Origin of the sequence: Desulforamulus putei DSM 12395, from assembly GCF_900129195.1 — a bacterium.
Classification (GTDB): domain Bacteria; phylum Bacillota; class Desulfotomaculia; order Desulfotomaculales; family Desulfotomaculaceae; genus Desulfotomaculum; species Desulfotomaculum putei.
The window spans coordinates 1-16,128 of record NZ_FQUY01000003.1 but is presented as its reverse complement, the minus strand read 5'-3'; the positions used below and the strand labels follow the sequence as shown (position 1 = coordinate 16,128).

The 16,128-nt window shown below is 51.5% G+C and carries 17 protein-coding genes, 1 riboswitch and 1 other annotated feature; of the genes, 2 read left to right on the top strand and 15 right to left on the bottom strand.

Annotated features, from left to right (window positions below; genetic code table 11):
- Position 1 precedes the first annotated feature (1 nt).
- Complete coding sequence (gcvT, locus tag BUB67_RS03250; RefSeq protein ID WP_073235694.1) at positions 2-1,096, bottom strand: glycine cleavage system aminomethyltransferase GcvT; 1,095 nt, start codon at positions 1,094-1,096, stop codon at positions 2-4.
- A gap of 188 nt (positions 1,097-1,284) precedes the next feature.
- Positions 1,285-1,389: riboswitch (glycine riboswitch) on the bottom strand.
- A 390-nt stretch (positions 1,390-1,779) separates the two neighbouring features.
- Between gcvT and BUB67_RS03245 the strand changes: the two genes are divergently transcribed.
- Positions 1,780-2,031, top strand: a complete 252-nt coding sequence (locus tag BUB67_RS03245; RefSeq protein WP_073235691.1) for an alpha/beta-type small acid-soluble spore protein — start codon at positions 1,780-1,782, stop codon at positions 2,029-2,031.
- Positions 2,032-2,067: 36 nt separating this feature from the next.
- On the opposite strand, the gene ileS is transcribed toward BUB67_RS03245, so the two are convergent.
- The 14 genes from ileS to BUB67_RS03175 form a co-directional block, all read right to left on the bottom strand.
- On the bottom strand, positions 2,068-4,860 hold the full coding sequence (ileS, locus tag BUB67_RS03240; protein ID WP_073235689.1) for an isoleucine--tRNA ligase: 2,793 nt from the start codon (positions 4,858-4,860) through the stop codon (positions 2,068-2,070).
- Between the two features lie 54 nt (positions 4,861-4,914).
- Positions 4,915-5,143: a binding site (T-box leader), on the bottom strand.
- 153 nt (positions 5,144-5,296) lie between these two features.
- On the bottom strand, positions 5,297-5,584 hold the full coding sequence (locus BUB67_RS03235) for a DUF167 domain-containing protein (RefSeq protein WP_073235686.1): 288 nt from the start codon (positions 5,582-5,584) through the stop codon (positions 5,297-5,299).
- 50 nt (positions 5,585-5,634) lie between these two features.
- Positions 5,635-6,180 carry a DivIVA domain-containing protein gene (locus BUB67_RS03230; RefSeq protein ID WP_073235683.1) on the bottom strand — a complete coding sequence of 182 codons (546 nt, stop codon included), beginning with the start codon at positions 6,178-6,180 and terminating at the stop codon, positions 5,635-5,637.
- A gap of 44 nt (positions 6,181-6,224) precedes the next feature.
- A complete protein-coding gene (locus BUB67_RS03225; RefSeq protein ID WP_073235680.1) occupies positions 6,225-7,016 on the bottom strand; it encodes a YlmH family RNA-binding protein in 792 nt (263 codons plus the stop codon).
- Positions 7,017-7,274, bottom strand: coding sequence for a YggT family protein (locus tag BUB67_RS03220; RefSeq protein WP_073235677.1), 258 nt, complete (start codon positions 7,272-7,274; stop codon positions 7,017-7,019).
- Between the two features lie 29 nt (positions 7,275-7,303).
- Positions 7,304-7,741 (bottom strand): cell division protein SepF, encoded by a 438-nt coding sequence (locus BUB67_RS03215; protein WP_073235674.1) that lies wholly within the window; start codon positions 7,739-7,741, stop codon positions 7,304-7,306.
- A gap of 14 nt (positions 7,742-7,755) precedes the next feature.
- Complete coding sequence (locus tag BUB67_RS03210) at positions 7,756-8,433, bottom strand: YggS family pyridoxal phosphate-dependent enzyme (RefSeq protein WP_073235671.1); 678 nt, start codon at positions 8,431-8,433, stop codon at positions 7,756-7,758.
- 17 nt (positions 8,434-8,450) lie between these two features.
- On the bottom strand, positions 8,451-9,437 hold the full coding sequence (locus tag BUB67_RS03205; RefSeq protein ID WP_238456936.1) for a biotin/lipoyl attachment domain-containing protein: 987 nt from the start codon (positions 9,435-9,437) through the stop codon (positions 8,451-8,453).
- Between the two features lie 104 nt (positions 9,438-9,541).
- Positions 9,542-10,198, bottom strand: coding sequence for a phosphate signaling complex protein PhoU (phoU, locus tag BUB67_RS03200; RefSeq protein ID WP_073235666.1), 657 nt, complete (start codon positions 10,196-10,198; stop codon positions 9,542-9,544).
- 28 nt (positions 10,199-10,226) lie between these two features.
- On the bottom strand, positions 10,227-10,982 hold the full coding sequence (gene pstB / locus BUB67_RS03195) for a phosphate ABC transporter ATP-binding protein PstB (RefSeq protein ID WP_073235664.1): 756 nt from the start codon (positions 10,980-10,982) through the stop codon (positions 10,227-10,229).
- A 169-nt stretch (positions 10,983-11,151) separates the two neighbouring features.
- Positions 11,152-12,513: a two-component system histidine kinase PnpS gene (gene pnpS / locus BUB67_RS03190; RefSeq protein WP_073235661.1), complete on the bottom strand. Its 1,362-nt coding sequence runs from the start codon at positions 12,511-12,513 to the stop codon at positions 11,152-11,154.
- Entirely contained in the window at positions 12,507-13,214 is a 708-nt protein-coding gene (locus BUB67_RS03185) for a response regulator transcription factor (RefSeq protein WP_073235658.1), read from the bottom strand. The genes pnpS and BUB67_RS03185 overlap by 7 nt, the downstream gene beginning before the upstream one ends.
- A gap of 22 nt (positions 13,215-13,236) precedes the next feature.
- Positions 13,237-14,058 carry a peptidoglycan editing factor PgeF gene (pgeF, locus tag BUB67_RS03180; RefSeq protein WP_073235655.1) on the bottom strand — a complete coding sequence of 274 codons (822 nt, stop codon included), beginning with the start codon at positions 14,056-14,058 and terminating at the stop codon, positions 13,237-13,239.
- Between the two features lie 14 nt (positions 14,059-14,072).
- The gene (locus BUB67_RS03175; RefSeq protein WP_073235652.1) at positions 14,073-15,656 is read right to left on the bottom strand and encodes an MBL fold metallo-hydrolase RNA specificity domain-containing protein; all 1,584 of its coding nucleotides are present in this window, start codon (positions 15,654-15,656) and stop codon (positions 14,073-14,075) included.
- A gap of 357 nt (positions 15,657-16,013) precedes the next feature.
- Between BUB67_RS03175 and BUB67_RS03170 the strand changes: the two genes are divergently transcribed.
- On the top strand, positions 16,014-16,128 hold a 115-nt coding region (locus BUB67_RS03170), incomplete at its 3' end, for a MerR family DNA-binding transcriptional regulator (RefSeq protein ID WP_143156989.1).

Below are 16,128 nucleotides of genomic sequence, written 5' to 3'. Positions count from 1 at the left end.
TTTATACCTCCCGTTTATAAAATGGTTTCGGCACAATGCGGGCTTTCAACAGTTTATGGCGGACCATGACATCCAGTTCGCCGCCTGTCGCCGCCCACTCAACCGCCACATAGGCCAGAGCTAAATTTTTGCCCAGGGTAGGTGCGAAGGTGCCGGAAGTAACCCAACCTACTTGCCGGCCCTCTTTAAAAAGAGGATAACCCTGGCGCGGGATTCCCCGGTCAATCATTTCCACCCCCACCAGCCTGTGGGTGGGACCCGCTTCCTTTTCCTTCAGCAACGCTTCTCTGCCGATAAACGCCGGCTTATTGAATTTCACTGTCCAGCCCAGTCCTGCCATCAGGGGGGAAATTTCTTCGGTCAGCTCGTGTCCGTAGAGGGCCAGGCAGGCTTCAAAACGAAGCGTATCCCGGGCGCCCAGACCGGCCGGTTTTATTCCTTCCCACTGGCCGGCTGCCAGGATGGCCTGCCACAGGGCCTCGGCATGCTCCGCCGGAAAATACAACTCAAAACCGTCTTCGCCGGTATAACCGGTGCGTGAGATCAGGCATTGGACCCCCTCCACCCGTCCGTAAACAAAACAAAAATACCGAATGTCGCCGAGGTTAATAGCGGTAATTTTCTGTAAAATCCCTTGGGCCGCCGGCCCCTGTAAAGCCAGCTGGCAGGTTACCTCGGATACATTTTCAATGGTAACGGTTGCCGGGGCTTGACTCCTGACCCAGTTATAATCCTTTTCGGTATTGGCTGCATTTACCACCAGCAGGTACTGGTCGTCTTCCAGTTGATACACCAGTAAATCATCGATGGTGCCGCCCTGTGGATTGCACATGGGCGAATAGAGAGCGCAGCCGGGTCTGAGGCGGGAAACATCATTGGTGATCAGTTTCTGAATAAACTCCCTGGCGCCCCGGCCTGAGATTTTTAGCTCACCCATGTGGGATACATCAAACAGCCCGGCGGCAGACCTCACGGCCTGGTGCTCTTTTATAATTCCTTCATACTGGACAGGCATCAACCAGCCCCCGAATTCCACCATTTTGGCCCCCGCTGCCACGTGGGCATTGTAAAGAGGTGTACGTTTTACCTCCGTCACACCATCCACCTCCTTGGTACTATTATGTTCTGGCCGGAGACGGTTTACCCGGCGGCAAAAAGAAATGGACAGAATTATACCGCTGCTGGTATAACCCTGTCCTTTTAACCTGAGAGATGACTTCCCAATGGAAAGCTTCCCCTTTGGTGTCCCGCGTGATGCAAAACGGCAGGAACTCTCCAGAGCCACGTCCGGCTGCAGTCCTTTTGCCTGAGAGTTTAACCGTTTCCCTCAGCTGGAAAACTGGTTTTGCTCCTTCGGCGCCCCCCGGGGGTCTCTCCCACAGCCATCATCCGTTGCTATGCACTTTTACACACCTGCTTATTTTCTTTCTATAACCGTAAAATTCCTTTTAGTGAAAAAATATTTTATCTTAAAATTCTTAACCGATCTTTTCTTTAAGTTATTTTATGACCGGCAACACCTTGGTCATTCATAAATATTTCCCCACAATCCAGGACATAATGATATTGCCGGGGTTTATCATGACAACCCGGGGGGCTATCTAATGATCCGCTCGTAATTATTTAGCTCTTTGGGGGATAACCTGGTTTATTTGCGGATGCCTTTCACCCCTTTGTGGGTCTGGGATTGCTAAGGCTGCTGCAGGATCCGGTTATGACCATGATGGCCCGGCAAAAAGAACCCCTCCGTTGTGGGGGGTTCTTGTTCAGGGAGGTATCATGGAATCAAGGATAAAAACGGCAAAATCCAGAGAACCTGGCAAGGGCCAAAACAAAAAGAAAAAGAAGCCTACACCTATGGATTTATTAAAGTTGGAAATCGCCGCAGAGTTGGGACTGGCTGAAAAGGTAAAAAAAGAAGGTTGGGGCGCTTTAACTTCCGCTGAATCGGGGCGTATCGGGGGTATCATCACCCAGCGGGCGAAAAAGGGACTGATTGATTTAGATGCCCTGCGGGCAGGAGAATTATAGTAAGGGAGTTGCCTTTCACAGCAACTCCCTCTTTTTTTATACAGTGTGGTATTCTTTTACCACGCGGGCACAGCGGGGGCAAAGGGTGGCGTGTTCAGCGTCACTGCCCACCTCTTCATGGTACATCCAGCAGCGTTCACACTTGGTTCCCGGGGCGGGAGACACTTTAACTGCCAGGTCCAGGTCCTCCGCTTTGACAGCTTCCGCCGGCGCTGCGGACAGGGGCTGCAGATTTACCCTGGAAACAATGAACAGGGTAGACAATTCACCGGCCATAGGCTTGAGCAGTTCTTCTACCTCCCCGGCCGCATACAGGTCAACGCCGGCCTCTAGGGCATTGCCGATCACCTTATTCTGGCGGGCCATTTCCAGGGCCTTCAATACCTCTTTACGGATGGCATGGATTTTATCCCACTTCTTCTCCAGTTCCGCATCCAGGTATTCCATATTTACTTCCGGCATATCCAGCAGCTGTACACTGGCTAGTCGCTCACCGGCCACCGGCATGTGCTTGTAGATTTCTTCGGTGGTGAAAGCTAAAACCGGCGTCAGCAGGCGGACCAGCGCATCCAGCACCTCAAAGAGAACCGTTTGAGCCGCCCGGCGTTCCAGGGAAGCCGGTGGCGCCGTGTACAGGCGGTCCTTGATGATATCCAGGTAGAAGGCGCTCAGGTCCACCACACAGTAATTGTGTACCGCATGATAAACCACGTGGAACTCGTAGTTTTCATAGGCCGCTAACACCTGCTTGATTAATTTATGGAGTTCCATCAGGGCCACCCGGTCCAATTCGGGAAGCTGGTCATAGGCTACTTTATCTTTTACCGGGTCGAAGTCATACAGGTTGCCCAGCAGGAAGCGGGCGGTGTTCCGTATCTTACGGTATGATTCGGCGATCTGTTTCAAAATATTTTGGGACAACGCCAGGTCTGACCGGTAGTCGGCAGAAGAAACCCAGAGACGTAGAATATCAGCGCCCATCTGGTCACAGATTTTTAACGGATCCACCACGTTGCCCAGGGATTTGGACATTTTACGCCCCTTCTCATCCACGGTAAAGCCGTGGGTCAACACCGTTTTATAAGGCGGTTTACCGGTGACGGCCACCGAGGTGGATAAGGAGGAGTTAAACCAGCCCCGGTGCTGGTCGCTGCCTTCCAGGTACAGGTCGGCGGGCCACCGGAGTTCCGGCCACAGCTCCGGCTGGTCCAGTACCGCCAGGTGACTGGAGCCGGAATCAAACCAAACATCCATGGTATCGGTCTCCTTGCGGAAGTCCTTGCCCTGCCCGCAGTGGTGACAGGTTAAGCCGGGAGGCGCCAGTTCATTGGCATCTTTGGCAAACCAGATGTCCGAACCATGTTCCTTAAACAACTTTTCAATATGGGCAATGGTTTCTTCAGTAATGATTTCTTTACCGCAGTCATTGCAGTAGAAGATGGGAATGGGCACGCCCCAAGTCCGCTGGCGGGATACGCACCAGTCGCCCCGGCCTTCCACCATGTTGTAAATGCGGTCTTCACCCCAGGCCGGCACCCATTTGACACTGCGGATGGCCTTTAAAGCCTCCTGGCGGAAGCCGTCCACCGAAGCAAACCACTGCTCGGTGGCCCGGAAGAAAATGGGCTGTTTGCAACGCCAGCAGTGAGGGTACTGGTGTTTAATCTGGCCGTGACCCATTAATACATCCTTTTCTTTTAATTCTTCAATAATGGCTTTGTTGGCATCCAGGACAAACTGGCCCTGGAATTTGCCGCCTTCAGCGGTAAATCTACCGCGGTTGTCCAGAGGCGCCAGAACCGGCAAGCCGTATTGTTTGCCGACCAGGAAGTCTTCTTCACCGTGTCCCGGCGCGGTGTGCACCGCTCCGGTACCGGCCTCCAGGGTGACGTGTTCACCCAAAATAACAAGGGAATCACGGTCCACAAAGGGATGGCGGCAAACCACCCGTTCCAGTTGTTCCCCTTTATAAGTGGCCAGGATTTCCGCTGTTTCAGCCTCCACCGCCTGCCGGAAGGTTTCCAGCAGCCCTTTGGCCACCACCACTTTGTGACCCTTCACCAGCGCCAGCACATAATCAAATTCCGGGTGAACCGCAATGGCCACGTTGGCCGGCAAGGTCCAGGGAGTGGTGGTCCAGATCACCACTGCTGCATCCTCCGGCAGTACCCCCTTGCCGTCCTTCACCGGGAATTTCACGTAAATAGAGGGAGAAGTTTTATCCGCATATTCCACTTCGGCTTCGGCCAGTGCGGTTTCACAGCTGGCGCACCAGTAAACAGGCTTCAGGCCCTTGTAAATATAGCCCTTTTTGGCCATTTCCCCGAATACACGAATTTGGGTGGCCTCATATTGGGGCAGCAGGGTGTAATAGGGGCGGTCCCAATCTCCCCGCACGCCCAGGCGTTGAAACTCTTCACTTTGAATTTTGGCCCACTGCAGGGCATAATCCCTGCACTTGGCGCGGAACTCCACCGGGTTGACCTGATGGCGGTTGATCCCCAGCTGTTTTATGGCCTGCTGCTCAATGGGCAGGCCGTGGGTATCCCACCCCGGCACATAGGGAGCATCGTAACCGGCCATGGAGCGGTATTTCACCACCATATCCTTCAAAACCTTGTTCAAGGTATGTCCCAGGTGGATATGGCCGTTGGCATAGGGGGGACCGTCATGCAAAATGTACTTGGTCTTTCCCCGGTTCTTTTCTTGCACTTTGTTGTACAGATCAATCTCTTTCCAGTACCGTAGAATTTCGGGTTCCCTCTGGGGCAAGTTCCCCCGCATGGGAAAATCTGTTTGGGGCAAGTTAAGGGTTTTACTGTAGTCCACTGAAACTTCACTCCTGCCTTTTTGCACTTTAAGTTAAAAATAAAAGCCCGCCCCCAAAGGGACGAGCTTATTACCCGCGGTACCACCCTCATGAACAGGATCATTCCTGAACACTCCGAACACCGTTAACGGCGGTGCACCGGCCAAACCTACTCCCTGGGTTTACAGGTTTCAGCAGGCACCTCCCGGGTGATATTCAAAGGATGGTTCTGATCCGGATTCCACCAGGCCCGGACTCTCTGTACAGCATCCATCATTTTACTTTCCCGTTCATAGGAACTTCAAATATTTAAATAACAGCAATATTATAACCAAATACGACACGCAGGTCAACCAGGGGAACTGCAAACCCAATTCAAGTTAAATTCAAGTCGGGGACGGTTCTTAAATTCAAGTCAAGAACCGTCCCTGACTTGAATACGACTTGAAAAAGGGGTCAGGCTCTCAGGACTGAGCGGGCCCGGGCTTCGCTGACCCCTTCGATGCGAACCAGCTTGTTCCGACCGGTGTGCCCCGAAATAATTGTAACATTGGTTTTCGCCACCCCGAATAGCTGAGCGAAAAATTTGCAGCAGGCTTCGTTGGCGGCGCCGTCCACCGGCGGAGCGGTTAAACGCACCTTAAGGGCCCCTTCCATCTCCCCGGCCAGGCTGTTTTGGGAAGCCCTGGGCTGAACCCGCACCTTGATCACAACACCTGTTCCATCCTGTCTGATATCCAGCACTTGACCACTCCCCCAAACCGCAACAGGACCCTAAAGGAATACCCCGGGGTCTAAGCGCTCTCTTCTTCAATGGCTTCGATTGCTTCCAGCTTTCCCTCCACCATTGCCAGCTGCGCTTCCAGCAGAGCCTTAAATTTTACCTTGAACACATTGGCTTGCTTCTCCAACCGGCGGTATTCCTCCAGAATGGCGCCAACCCTTTCGTCAGCCAGCTTAATCATTTCCTCGGCCTTTCTTGATGCCTCGTTGATCATCCTCTCTGCTTCTTCCTCAGCCTTTTGCTTGATTGTCCTGGCTGCCACCTCTGCCTGTTCCAGCATAACTTTGGATTCCCGTTCGGCATTGCTACGCATGTCTTCGGCATTTTTTTGGGCCATCACCAGCGTACGCTGCAGGGCATCTTCCAATTCCCGGTAATGTACCATGCTTTCTTCAGCCCGGGCCAGCTTCTCCCTTAACTCGTGGTTCTCCACATAAAGTTTTTCATAATGTTCCTTGATTTTTTGAACCCATGTGTCCACCTGCTTCACATCGTATCCCCGCAGGGCTTTGGTAAATTCCCTGGTCTGAATCTCCATGGGCGTCAGTACTGTCATAGGTTACACCCCCGTATGCTGCCTTTTGTGATGATGGTATCCCTTTACAAAAAACGCCTTATTACTATACCTATTCGGCCACTTCTGGTGCTTCCTTTAACCTCCGCCACCTCTATCCTGCCCCGGCCGCGCATGGAAATGATATCTCCCGGCCGCACCGGAGATGCCACATTTGAACAAGTGTGCCAGTTCAAACTTAGTTTCTCGGCTAAGATTTCCCTGGCAATGCGTGTCCTTGAGGTCCCGAAGCCGGCGGCCGCCACTGCGTCCAGTCTTAAGGAAGCCACGGTGGTCTTAATTTCTTTCACCTTTATTTCCGGCAGTACCAGCTCTTCCGGCTTGATTTCCCTGACATCCACCCGGACCCGGTGTACCCTGGTTAAATTGGCGCTCAGGTAGGGCGCCACCTCTTTGACCGCCACAACCTGGCACCCTGTGTCTGTGACAATCAAATCCCCCACCATTTCCCGTTTGATGCCCAAACCCAAGATGGAGCCCAAAAAGTCCCGGTGGGTTACCTTCACTATTTTAAAATTCCCCTCCACCGCCAGCAGGACCGTTTCATAATCAATGTTATTTTCATCCAGGTAATCGGGAAAAATGGCGGTGCGAACCCTTTCCGCCGTTTCATAACCGCCATTGGTGGCAAAATCAAGATCCGGGATTCGTTCCAACATAGAAATGATGAGACCCGTATGGTACGGGTCGTAAAAATTGGTGAGCAGCGGCCGGTGATTTTTCAACACGTTCTCGGCATGATCCAGTACTTTGGCAAGAATTGCTTTTTCTTCCTGATCCCTCAGGTGACCAATCAAGGCTTGCCGGTCCAGTTTCATTTATCTCACCAAACTGAATACAAATTGCTGAATCATCCGCAGCACCAGAAAAGCAAGGATGGGAGAAATATCAATCATGCCGATGGGCGGGATAAAACGCCTGAAAATGTTCAAATAGGGATCGGTTGTTTCATAAAGAAAGCGAGCAATCGGGTTGTAGGGGTTGTGCGGAATCCAGGACATTAAAATCCTGATCAACAGCATCATTTCATACACCCAAAAGGCCACATGAAGAAAAGCGACTATATTATTATTCATGGTTCACCCCGTCATTTATATACTAGACCCTACTGAGATCTGGCCCAGGAAAAAATACTTTTCTCCTTAGTTTCTCTCGCTGTTTCGTTGGCTATGTCGATATTGCTGGGAACAAATAGAAAAATGTTCTGCCCGACCTTTTGCATGTCACCGCTTAAAGCAAAGGTGGTTCCGCTGATAAAATCCACGATGCGCCTGGCCTGCTCAGACCCGGCCCTTTCCAAATTGACCACAACGGCTCTCCGGTTTTTCAGGTTATCGGCGATGTTCTGGGCTTCGTCAAAGGAAGTCGGTTCACAAACCACCACCCGCAGCTGACGTCCGGTGTGCAGACTTACCACCGGCGCATTTTTTCTTTTGGCCTGCTGCAGTGCTTCGGTTCTTTCTGCAGGATCTTCCTTGACCTGCTCTTCCACCTCTTCAAAACCGATAAAGCCAAGTATTTTATCGAACATCCCTATGGCCATACGGATCCCTCCTTTTAATGCCGGCTGCCAAAAATTGCCGTACCAATTCGTACCATGGTGGAGCCTTCCTCAACAGCAACTTGAAAGTCATTGGTCATACCCATCGACAGCTGTTCCATTTTAACACCGGGAATCTCTTTTAGCCCTTCCGCCATTTGTTTTAATCTACGGAATACCGGCCTGACTTCCTCCGGGTTCTCCACCAGGGGTGCGATGGTCATCAATCCTTGAATGGAAACTCCCGGCAGCCCCGCTGCTTCCGTTACAAAGTCGGTAACCTCGTCCACCGGCAGGCCAAACTTAGTTGATTCCCCGGCCACATTGACCTGAACCAACACCGGCGTTACCAAGCCGGCTTCCTGGGACCTGCGGTTGATTTCCAGCGCCAGTGACCAGCGGTCCAAGGAGTGCACCAAGGTCACCTTCCCGATGATATATTTAACCTTATTGCTCTGCAGGTGCCCGATCATGTGCCAGCGGGCACCAGCCACTGCCGGGTATTTGTTGCACAGTTCCTGCACCCTGTTTTCTCCCAGGTCTGCCACACCGGCGGCCACGGATTCCATGGCCCTGGCGGCGGACACATTTTTGGTTACCGCAATGAGTCTGACGGATGCAGGGTTTCTGCCGGCCTTTAATGCGCTTATAACAATTTGTTTTTGAATCCTTGCCAGGTTTTCAGCAACACTCAAGGTTTTCCCCGCCTTATTTATAGCTTGTCCCCTTCCCGGGCAAAGGTGGGATTGACCACATACCGGATGCCCGGCTGAATGTCTTTACCCTGGATGGCTGCCTGCCCCCTCAGACGCCCGGTAATTTCCACCGGAACCCAGCGGACAAACCCTTTCCACACCAGGTATATACCCACCTGATTGTCCCTTTGTACCAGGGATCTTTCATCTACCAGAATGCCTTTCAGCATGGCTGTGGTGACATGAAAATTAATTTTACGGTGATGAAGAATTTCATCCGGATAATTTTTTACTATAAACAGGACAGCCGGTTGTTCCCCCGGGAATACCTTATCGATCCTGGCCTCAATGACTTGATTTTCCCATTTTATCTTAAAGACAGGCTCCTTTTGTCGCTGGATCTGTTTTACGTCTTCCTCGGTAAACAGGCCGTAAATGTACACCGGAGCCAGATTATCAATAACTTTGGCCACAGGCTGTCCATTCTCAACCAAACCGGTTTGCCCGGCAGGGCTGTTACTTTTTATTTTATCCAAAGCAGATATTTCCACAACATCAAGATTCCCGGGAAGCAAAATTGTTTCCAGGCCATCGATATGACTGCACACCACCCCGCTAACCGGGGCCTTCACCGCATATTGCCTCACTCCGGAGGCAGATTCCATATCGGAAGCCATGAGAACGCCAAAGGTTGTGCCGGCCTTTACCCGTTCACCGTCGGGAACCGAAAATTTCATGGTACCCTTTAGCGGAGCGTTGACCAGGTATTCCTGTTTAATGAGGATGCCCTGACCCGCATAGTCCTGCTCGGCAACACCCGGTTGGAGAGTATCAACGGTAATCAACTGTTTAAAAATAAAAGATTTTACCCCGCTGGCCAGAAACCAGCATAAGGTCAAAAAAATCACGCAAAGAAACAGAAAAAAGAGGAGACGACCCTTGTTTACCACCCATACCTTGCGGTGGCGTCCCGGCCTGTGTTTGATGCCTGATTCTTCTGTCACGACCACCACCTGCCTTGTTCTTCCAGTAAAAGGTTTTCGACAGTTAATTGATAAATTCCTTCGTAAAAAAAACGCCCTTTTGGGCGTTTTTTCTTTTCTTTTTTCTAATTGAGTTCCAACCGTTCCCCGGTGGCCTGGTATACCACAGCTTCTCCGATGTTGGTGGCATGGTCGGCAATGCGTTCCAGGAACCTGGCCACAAACAGCAAGTAAGTTGCCTGGCCGATGGTAGACGGGTCCCTCTTCATATAGGCCACCAGGTGTTTAAAGGTCTGGTGGTAGATGTGGTCTACTTCGTCGTCGGCTTGACACATCTCCCGGGCTTTGTCCGGGTCATTATGGACGTAGGCATCCAAACCGTCCTTCACCATTTGCTGAGCCAGTTTGGCCATGGCGGTGATGCCCACCAGCGGTTTGATCAATTTTTGATCCGCCAGGCACATGGTGACCCTGGCAATATCCACCGAATGGTCCGCCATCCGCTCCAAGCTCATGACAATGCGAATGCCGGTTATGAGAATGCGAAGGTCCTTTGCCATGGGCTGCTGGGTGGCAATAATTTTAATGATTTTGTCTTCAATTTGATAGCGCTGCTCATCGACAACATCATCGCCTTCGATGACTTCCCCGGCCAGAACGGGGTCCTGGGTTGCTAAGGATTTTACCGCGTTGTAGATGGATTTCTCCACCACACTGGCCATACGCAGCACATCCTGCTGCAGTTCTGCCAAAGCTTTATCAAAGGACTGACGGGTGGCCAATACCAATGTACCCCCTTATGGTAAATTTTTATCCAAAACGACCGGTAATGTAATCCTCCGTCCGCTTGTCCCGGGGACTGGTAAAGATCAGTTCGGTATCGCCGAATTCAATGAGTTCCCCGTTTAAGAAGAAAGCGGTGCTGTCGGAAACCCGGGCCGCCTGCTGCATGTTGTGGGTCACGATAACAATGGTGTAGTTGTTTTTTAACTCCCGGATCAATTCTTCCACCTTAAGGGTGGAAATGGGATCAAGGGCAGAGGTGGGTTCATCCATCAACAGCACCTCCGGTTCCACCGCTAAAAGCCTGGCGATACAAAGGCGCTGCTGCTGACCGCCGGACAGTCCCAGGGCAGTCTTATGCAGCCTGTCTTTTACCTCATCCCAAAGGGCTGCCGACTTGAGGCTTTTTTCAACAATTTCATCCAAAACACGCCGGTCCTTTTGACCGTGAATGCGTGGTCCATAGGCAACATTATCATAAACCGTCATGGGGAAAGGGTTTGGCCGCTGGAAGACCATGCCGACCCTTTTGCGCAGCGCCACCACATCCACCTCGGGGCCATAGAGGTCCTGCCCGTCCAGGAGGACCTGACCCTCCACCCGAACCCCTTCAATTAAATCGTTCATGCGGTTTAAGGTCCGTAAAAAGGTGGACTTGCCGCATCCCGAGGGACCGATCAGGGCTGTTACTCTTTTCTCCTCTATATCAAGGTTGATGTTTGTCAGGGCCTGCAGGTCACGGTAAAACAAGTTTAAATCTCTGACCGTTATCTTGTACGCCACAGCGTTACCTCCCGTTTGAGAAATGGTAAGGGAAAGGTTAGAGGTGAGAAAAATGAATTAACATCTCACTTCTCACCTCTCACATAACACTTATCAAAGTGTAACAATTTCATGTTATGCATTTATTGCTGTAATGTTAAAATAACGTTAACAAATTAAACTGTGAAAATTATTCATGTAAAGGCAAGGTAAAGCTAAAGGTGCTGCCGTTCTGGTCGCTTTCCGCCCAGATCTTGCCGCCGTGGGCCTCAATGATATGTTTTGAGATGGACAGTCCCAACCCGGTGCCGCCCATTTCCCTGCTCCTGGCCTTGTCCACCCTGTAAAATCTCTCAAACACCCGGGGTAAACTCTCCGGCGGAATGCCAATCCCCGTGTCGGAAACGGCCGCTGTCACTTCTTCCTGGTTAAATGTTACCTTCACCTGAACTTTACCGCCGGGCAGCGTATATTTAATAGCGTTATCCACCAGGTTTATCATCACCTGGGACAGAAAGCCCTGGTCCCCCGGCACCGGGGGCATCTCCCGGGGCAGCACCCTGGTCAGCTCAATATTTTTTTCTAAAGCCCTGGCCTCAAACATTTTAACGGTGTTGTGGATCACTTCAGCCAAATCCACCGGTTGCTTATTGAGTTTGGTCCGCCGGTCCTCCAAACGGGACAGCTTCAGCAAGTCGTCGATTAAGTTGGCCAGGCGCTTGCCCTCCGCGTTAATAATTTCCAAAAAGTTTTTGGCAGTGGCGGGGTCTTCAATGGCCCCATCCAGCAGGGTTTCTACAAAACCGTTGATGGAGGTGAGGGGAGTCCGCAATTCGTGGGAAACATTGGCCACAAACTCCGACCGCATTCTTTCCAGTTTCCGCCGCTCGGTAACATCCGTCAGCAGGCCCACTACACCCATTTTTTCCTCATGGTTTCCTTTTAAAGGAGAAATCTGAACTCGGAACAAGCGAGGCTCGGGCGTAAGCACCTGCAGTTCATTGTTTAACACCGGTTGCATGCTGTTCAGGGCTCGGATAAAAAGTTCTTCCAGTTCGTGGTTGCGAATGACCTTAATTAATTGATTGCCAACCCACTCTTCTTCCTTAATCTTAAAGATGCCTTCCACCACCGGGTTCACCAGGATCACCCGGCCGTCCTTGTCCAGGGCGATCACACCGTCGGCCATACTGTTTAAAATGGCGCGGGCGCGGTTTCGTTCTTCCGTGATGACAAACAAATTCTTCCTCAGTTCCCGGGCCATGTAGTTGATGCTCCAGGCCAGGTCGTCCAGTTCCTCTTCTCCCTTGACCCGGATTTCGGTATCCAGAAAGCCCCCGGCCATTTCCTGGGCCACCGAAGTGATCTGCTCCACCGGGGTGATCAACCGCCGGTTGGTCAGCCAGGCCATGACCACCGTGGCCCAGAAGGACCCCAGCAGCACCGTCAGCATGTCCACCACTCCCAGGGACCTGAGGAAAGTTAATATCATAAAAACGAAAAAAAGAAAAGCATAGCTGCCAATGGTCCGCTGACGAATGCCTTTTAGCACCCTTGGACCTCCTTAAAGCGGTAGCCTACTCCCCGTACCGTTTCAATAAATTGAGGGGCCCCCGGAATTTGCTCTAACTTCTGGCGGATATGGCGAATATGAACGTCTACTGTTCTGGAGTCGCCGGCAAAATCATACCCCCAAATTTGCTCCAGCAAAAAGTCCCGGGTAAACACCTTGCCGGGGTTGCGGGCCAGATAACGCAATAACTCAAATTCCTTGGGGGTGAGATCCTGTTTGATGCCGTTATAGGAAACGATAAAGCGGTCTTGATCAATGACCAGTTTCCCCACCGTGATTCTGCCGGACTGTTCATTGACCTGTGCCTCCGCCGTCTGACGGCGCAGCCGGGCCTTTACCCTGGCCACCAGTTCCCGGGGACTGAAGGGCTTGGTAATATAGTCGTCGGCTCCCATTTCCAGCCCCAGCACCTTGTCTAATTCCTCTCCCCTGGCGCTGAGCATAATAATGGGAATGGAATGGGTATACGGGTCCTGGTGCAAACTGCGGCAAACGGTTAAACCGTCCTGCCCCGGCAGCATAACATCGAGAACTATCAGATCAGGGTTTTCACTGCGGGCCAGGGTCAGGGCGGCATTGCCGTCCCCGGCCTGCAATACCTGAAACCCCTCCCGTTCCAAATTGAACTTAACCAGCTCACGGATGGGCTGTTCGTCGTCAACGATCAATATTTTTGGCAATGCTTGCACCCCTTTTTCTCGCTCATTCCTTGATCATGATTAAAGATGCCATGCGACCGGTTTTTCCTTGCTCCATCCGGTAGGAAAAAAACAAGTCGGTCCGGCAGGCAGTACACAAACGAGCCACCGTTATATTTTCGGCTTTCACACCTGCATCCATCAAAACTCTCCGGTTGGTTTCCCATAAATCCAGGAGCCAGCGGTCCGGCCCCACGGGTTTAAGCAGTTCTTCCCAGTAGGAAAAAACTTTGGCCAAAGCCTGCTGGACCGGCACATCCACCTGGTAGCAGCAGGGGCCTATGGAGGGGCCGATACCTGCCAGGATGTCCCCGGCATCGCAGCCATATACTTCTCTCATTTTAGCAACCGCTGCACCGGCAATGCCCTGGACGGTGCCCCGCCAACCGGCATGGGCCAGTCCGATGCAGGTGCGGACCGGGTCATACAGGAGAATTGGTACACAGTCCGCATAATAACTGGAGAGCGGCAGGCCGGGGGTATTGGTGATCAGAGCGTCGGTATCCGGGATCGCCGTGCTGTAGTCCACCGCTCCCCTGCCCCGGTGCTGCGGGCCCACAACTTCCACCCTGCTGCCATGGACCTGCACAGCAGCCACCAGATCCGCCGGGTTGATGCCAAGGGCCGCACAGGCCACAGCACGGTTGGCCCGAACGTGGTCGGGCCGGTCCCCCACGTGCAGGGCCATATTTAAGTTATGGTAAGGAAAGGCGCTGAAGCCGCCTCTACGGGTGGTAAAACCATGGGTTATCCGGCCGCTGCGGGCAAAGGCGTCAAATTGAAGGTATTGTAAATCTCCCTTTTGTTCAATGCGAATCCCCTGCATCCGGTACCTCCCGGTTACGCTAACTTGTTCCGGAGTTCTTCCTCTTGGAGGACTTCGTTCATTTGGACCTCCAGTTCGGTCAGCTGGCGAAGCAGCACGGAGTATTTAGCAGCAGGTAAATCCCCCTGCAACACTCGCTGCATTTTCTCGTTAATACTCTGCCAGGTATCTACAAAAATTTGCGGCACCCGCTGGTGAACGGGGGACGTTAAATCCACCTTCTCCAGCCAGTGGGGCACACAGGCGTTAATGCCTTCTGCTTTGATTAATTTTTCCAGGGTGGCGGCTGCCCTAGCCTCCCCGTGCACGATAAACACCTGTTTTAAGTTACTGGAAAATTGTTTGATCCAGTTTAACAGGGCCGGTTGGTCGGCGTGGGCAGAATACCCATCGATATTGCGGATTTCTGCTCTCACCACCACTTCCTCCCCGTGTATACGTACGGTCTTTTCACCCGAAAGAATGCGCCGTCCCAGAGTTCCTTCAGCTTGGTAACCCACAAATAAAACGGTGCATTCCGGACGCCAAAGGTTGTGACGCAGGTGGTGTTTAATCCGCCCGGCGTCGCACATACCACTGGCGGAGATAATGATGGCCCTGCCCTTCAAAAAGTTTAACTCCCGGGATTCTTCCATGGTTAACGTGGTCTTTATATTGGACATTTCCAGGGGGTTACAGCCTTTGGCGATTAACTCCCGGGTCTCATAGTCACAAATGTCACAGTTCTTACGGAAGATCTCGGTGGCTTTAATGGCCATGGGACTGTCAATATAAATGGGGATTTCCGGAATGGCCTTTTTCATCCTCAGTTCGTTGATGCTGTAAAGGATATCCTGGGTGCGGCCTGCGGCAAAGGCCGGGATAATTAATTTGCCACCTTTGTTATAGGTGTCCACGATGGCCTTTTGCAGCAGTTCCAGTTTATTGTCTGCATCCTGGTGCAGTCGGTTGCCGTAGGTGGATTCCATAATGACATAATCCGCCTCGGCAATAAAGGCCGGGTCTTTGATGAAGGGTTGATCGGTATTGCCGATATCCCCTGAGAAAACCAGCTTGGTCTCCTTGCCGTCGTTTTCTCTCACCCACATTTCAATCATGGAGGAACCTAAAATATGCCCGGCGTCCCGAAAACAAATTTTTACATCGGGGCTGACGGAAATGGTTTCATTGTAATTTACCCGTTCAAAATATTTCAATGCATTGGCGCCGTCAGCCGCGGTATAAATGGGCTCGATGAGCTTGCGACCCTGGCGGCGGTATTTACGGTTTTTCCTTTCAACTTCCATCTCTTGAATGTGCCCGCAATCCGGTAATAATATTTCACATAAATCCACCGTGGCGGAGGTGGCAATAACCCGGCCCTTAAACCCGTGCTTGATAAACTTGGGCAGCAGCCCGCTATGGTCAATATGGGCATGGGTTAACAGGACATAATCCACACTGGACGGAGCGATGGGGAAATTACGGTAGTTTCGCTCTTTAATTTCCTTGGAACCCTGGAATAACCCGCAGTCCACCAACAGACGGGTAAGACCTGTATCCACTAAAAAACAGGAACCGGTAACGGTTTCGGCAGCTCCTAAAAATTGAATGTACATTCTATACCCTCCCCGTTCAATCATTGTACTTACTATTTCTTGCAATTATGATGAAAAACCTTTATTTTCTTGCAAAATTCTTTTCCACTCGTATCATGGGGCCTCCGCTGCCGCCCGTCCGTCCATCAAAGAAACGCCACATGCATCATACAATTCGCCCTTTAATAATATAACCGGATTGTCTACCCCGCCTAACAGGGCCTTGACAATTCTCAAAAGGTGGTTTTAACTAAGAACTGGTGATACTTTCACAAAGTTTGATGTTCATTGTAGGAATTTCGAAAACGGAGGTATGTAACAGCTACCTTATTTCCAACAAACCTTGATAAAACTTAACAAACATAATACAATAAACTTATGGAACTATTAACTATAAGCAAAGCGGCAAAGAAATTAGGTGTACATCCGAACAGCCTGCGCAACTGGGAGAAGCAAGGTTTGATTAAGCCTGTCCGTTTACCTGGCGGTCAGC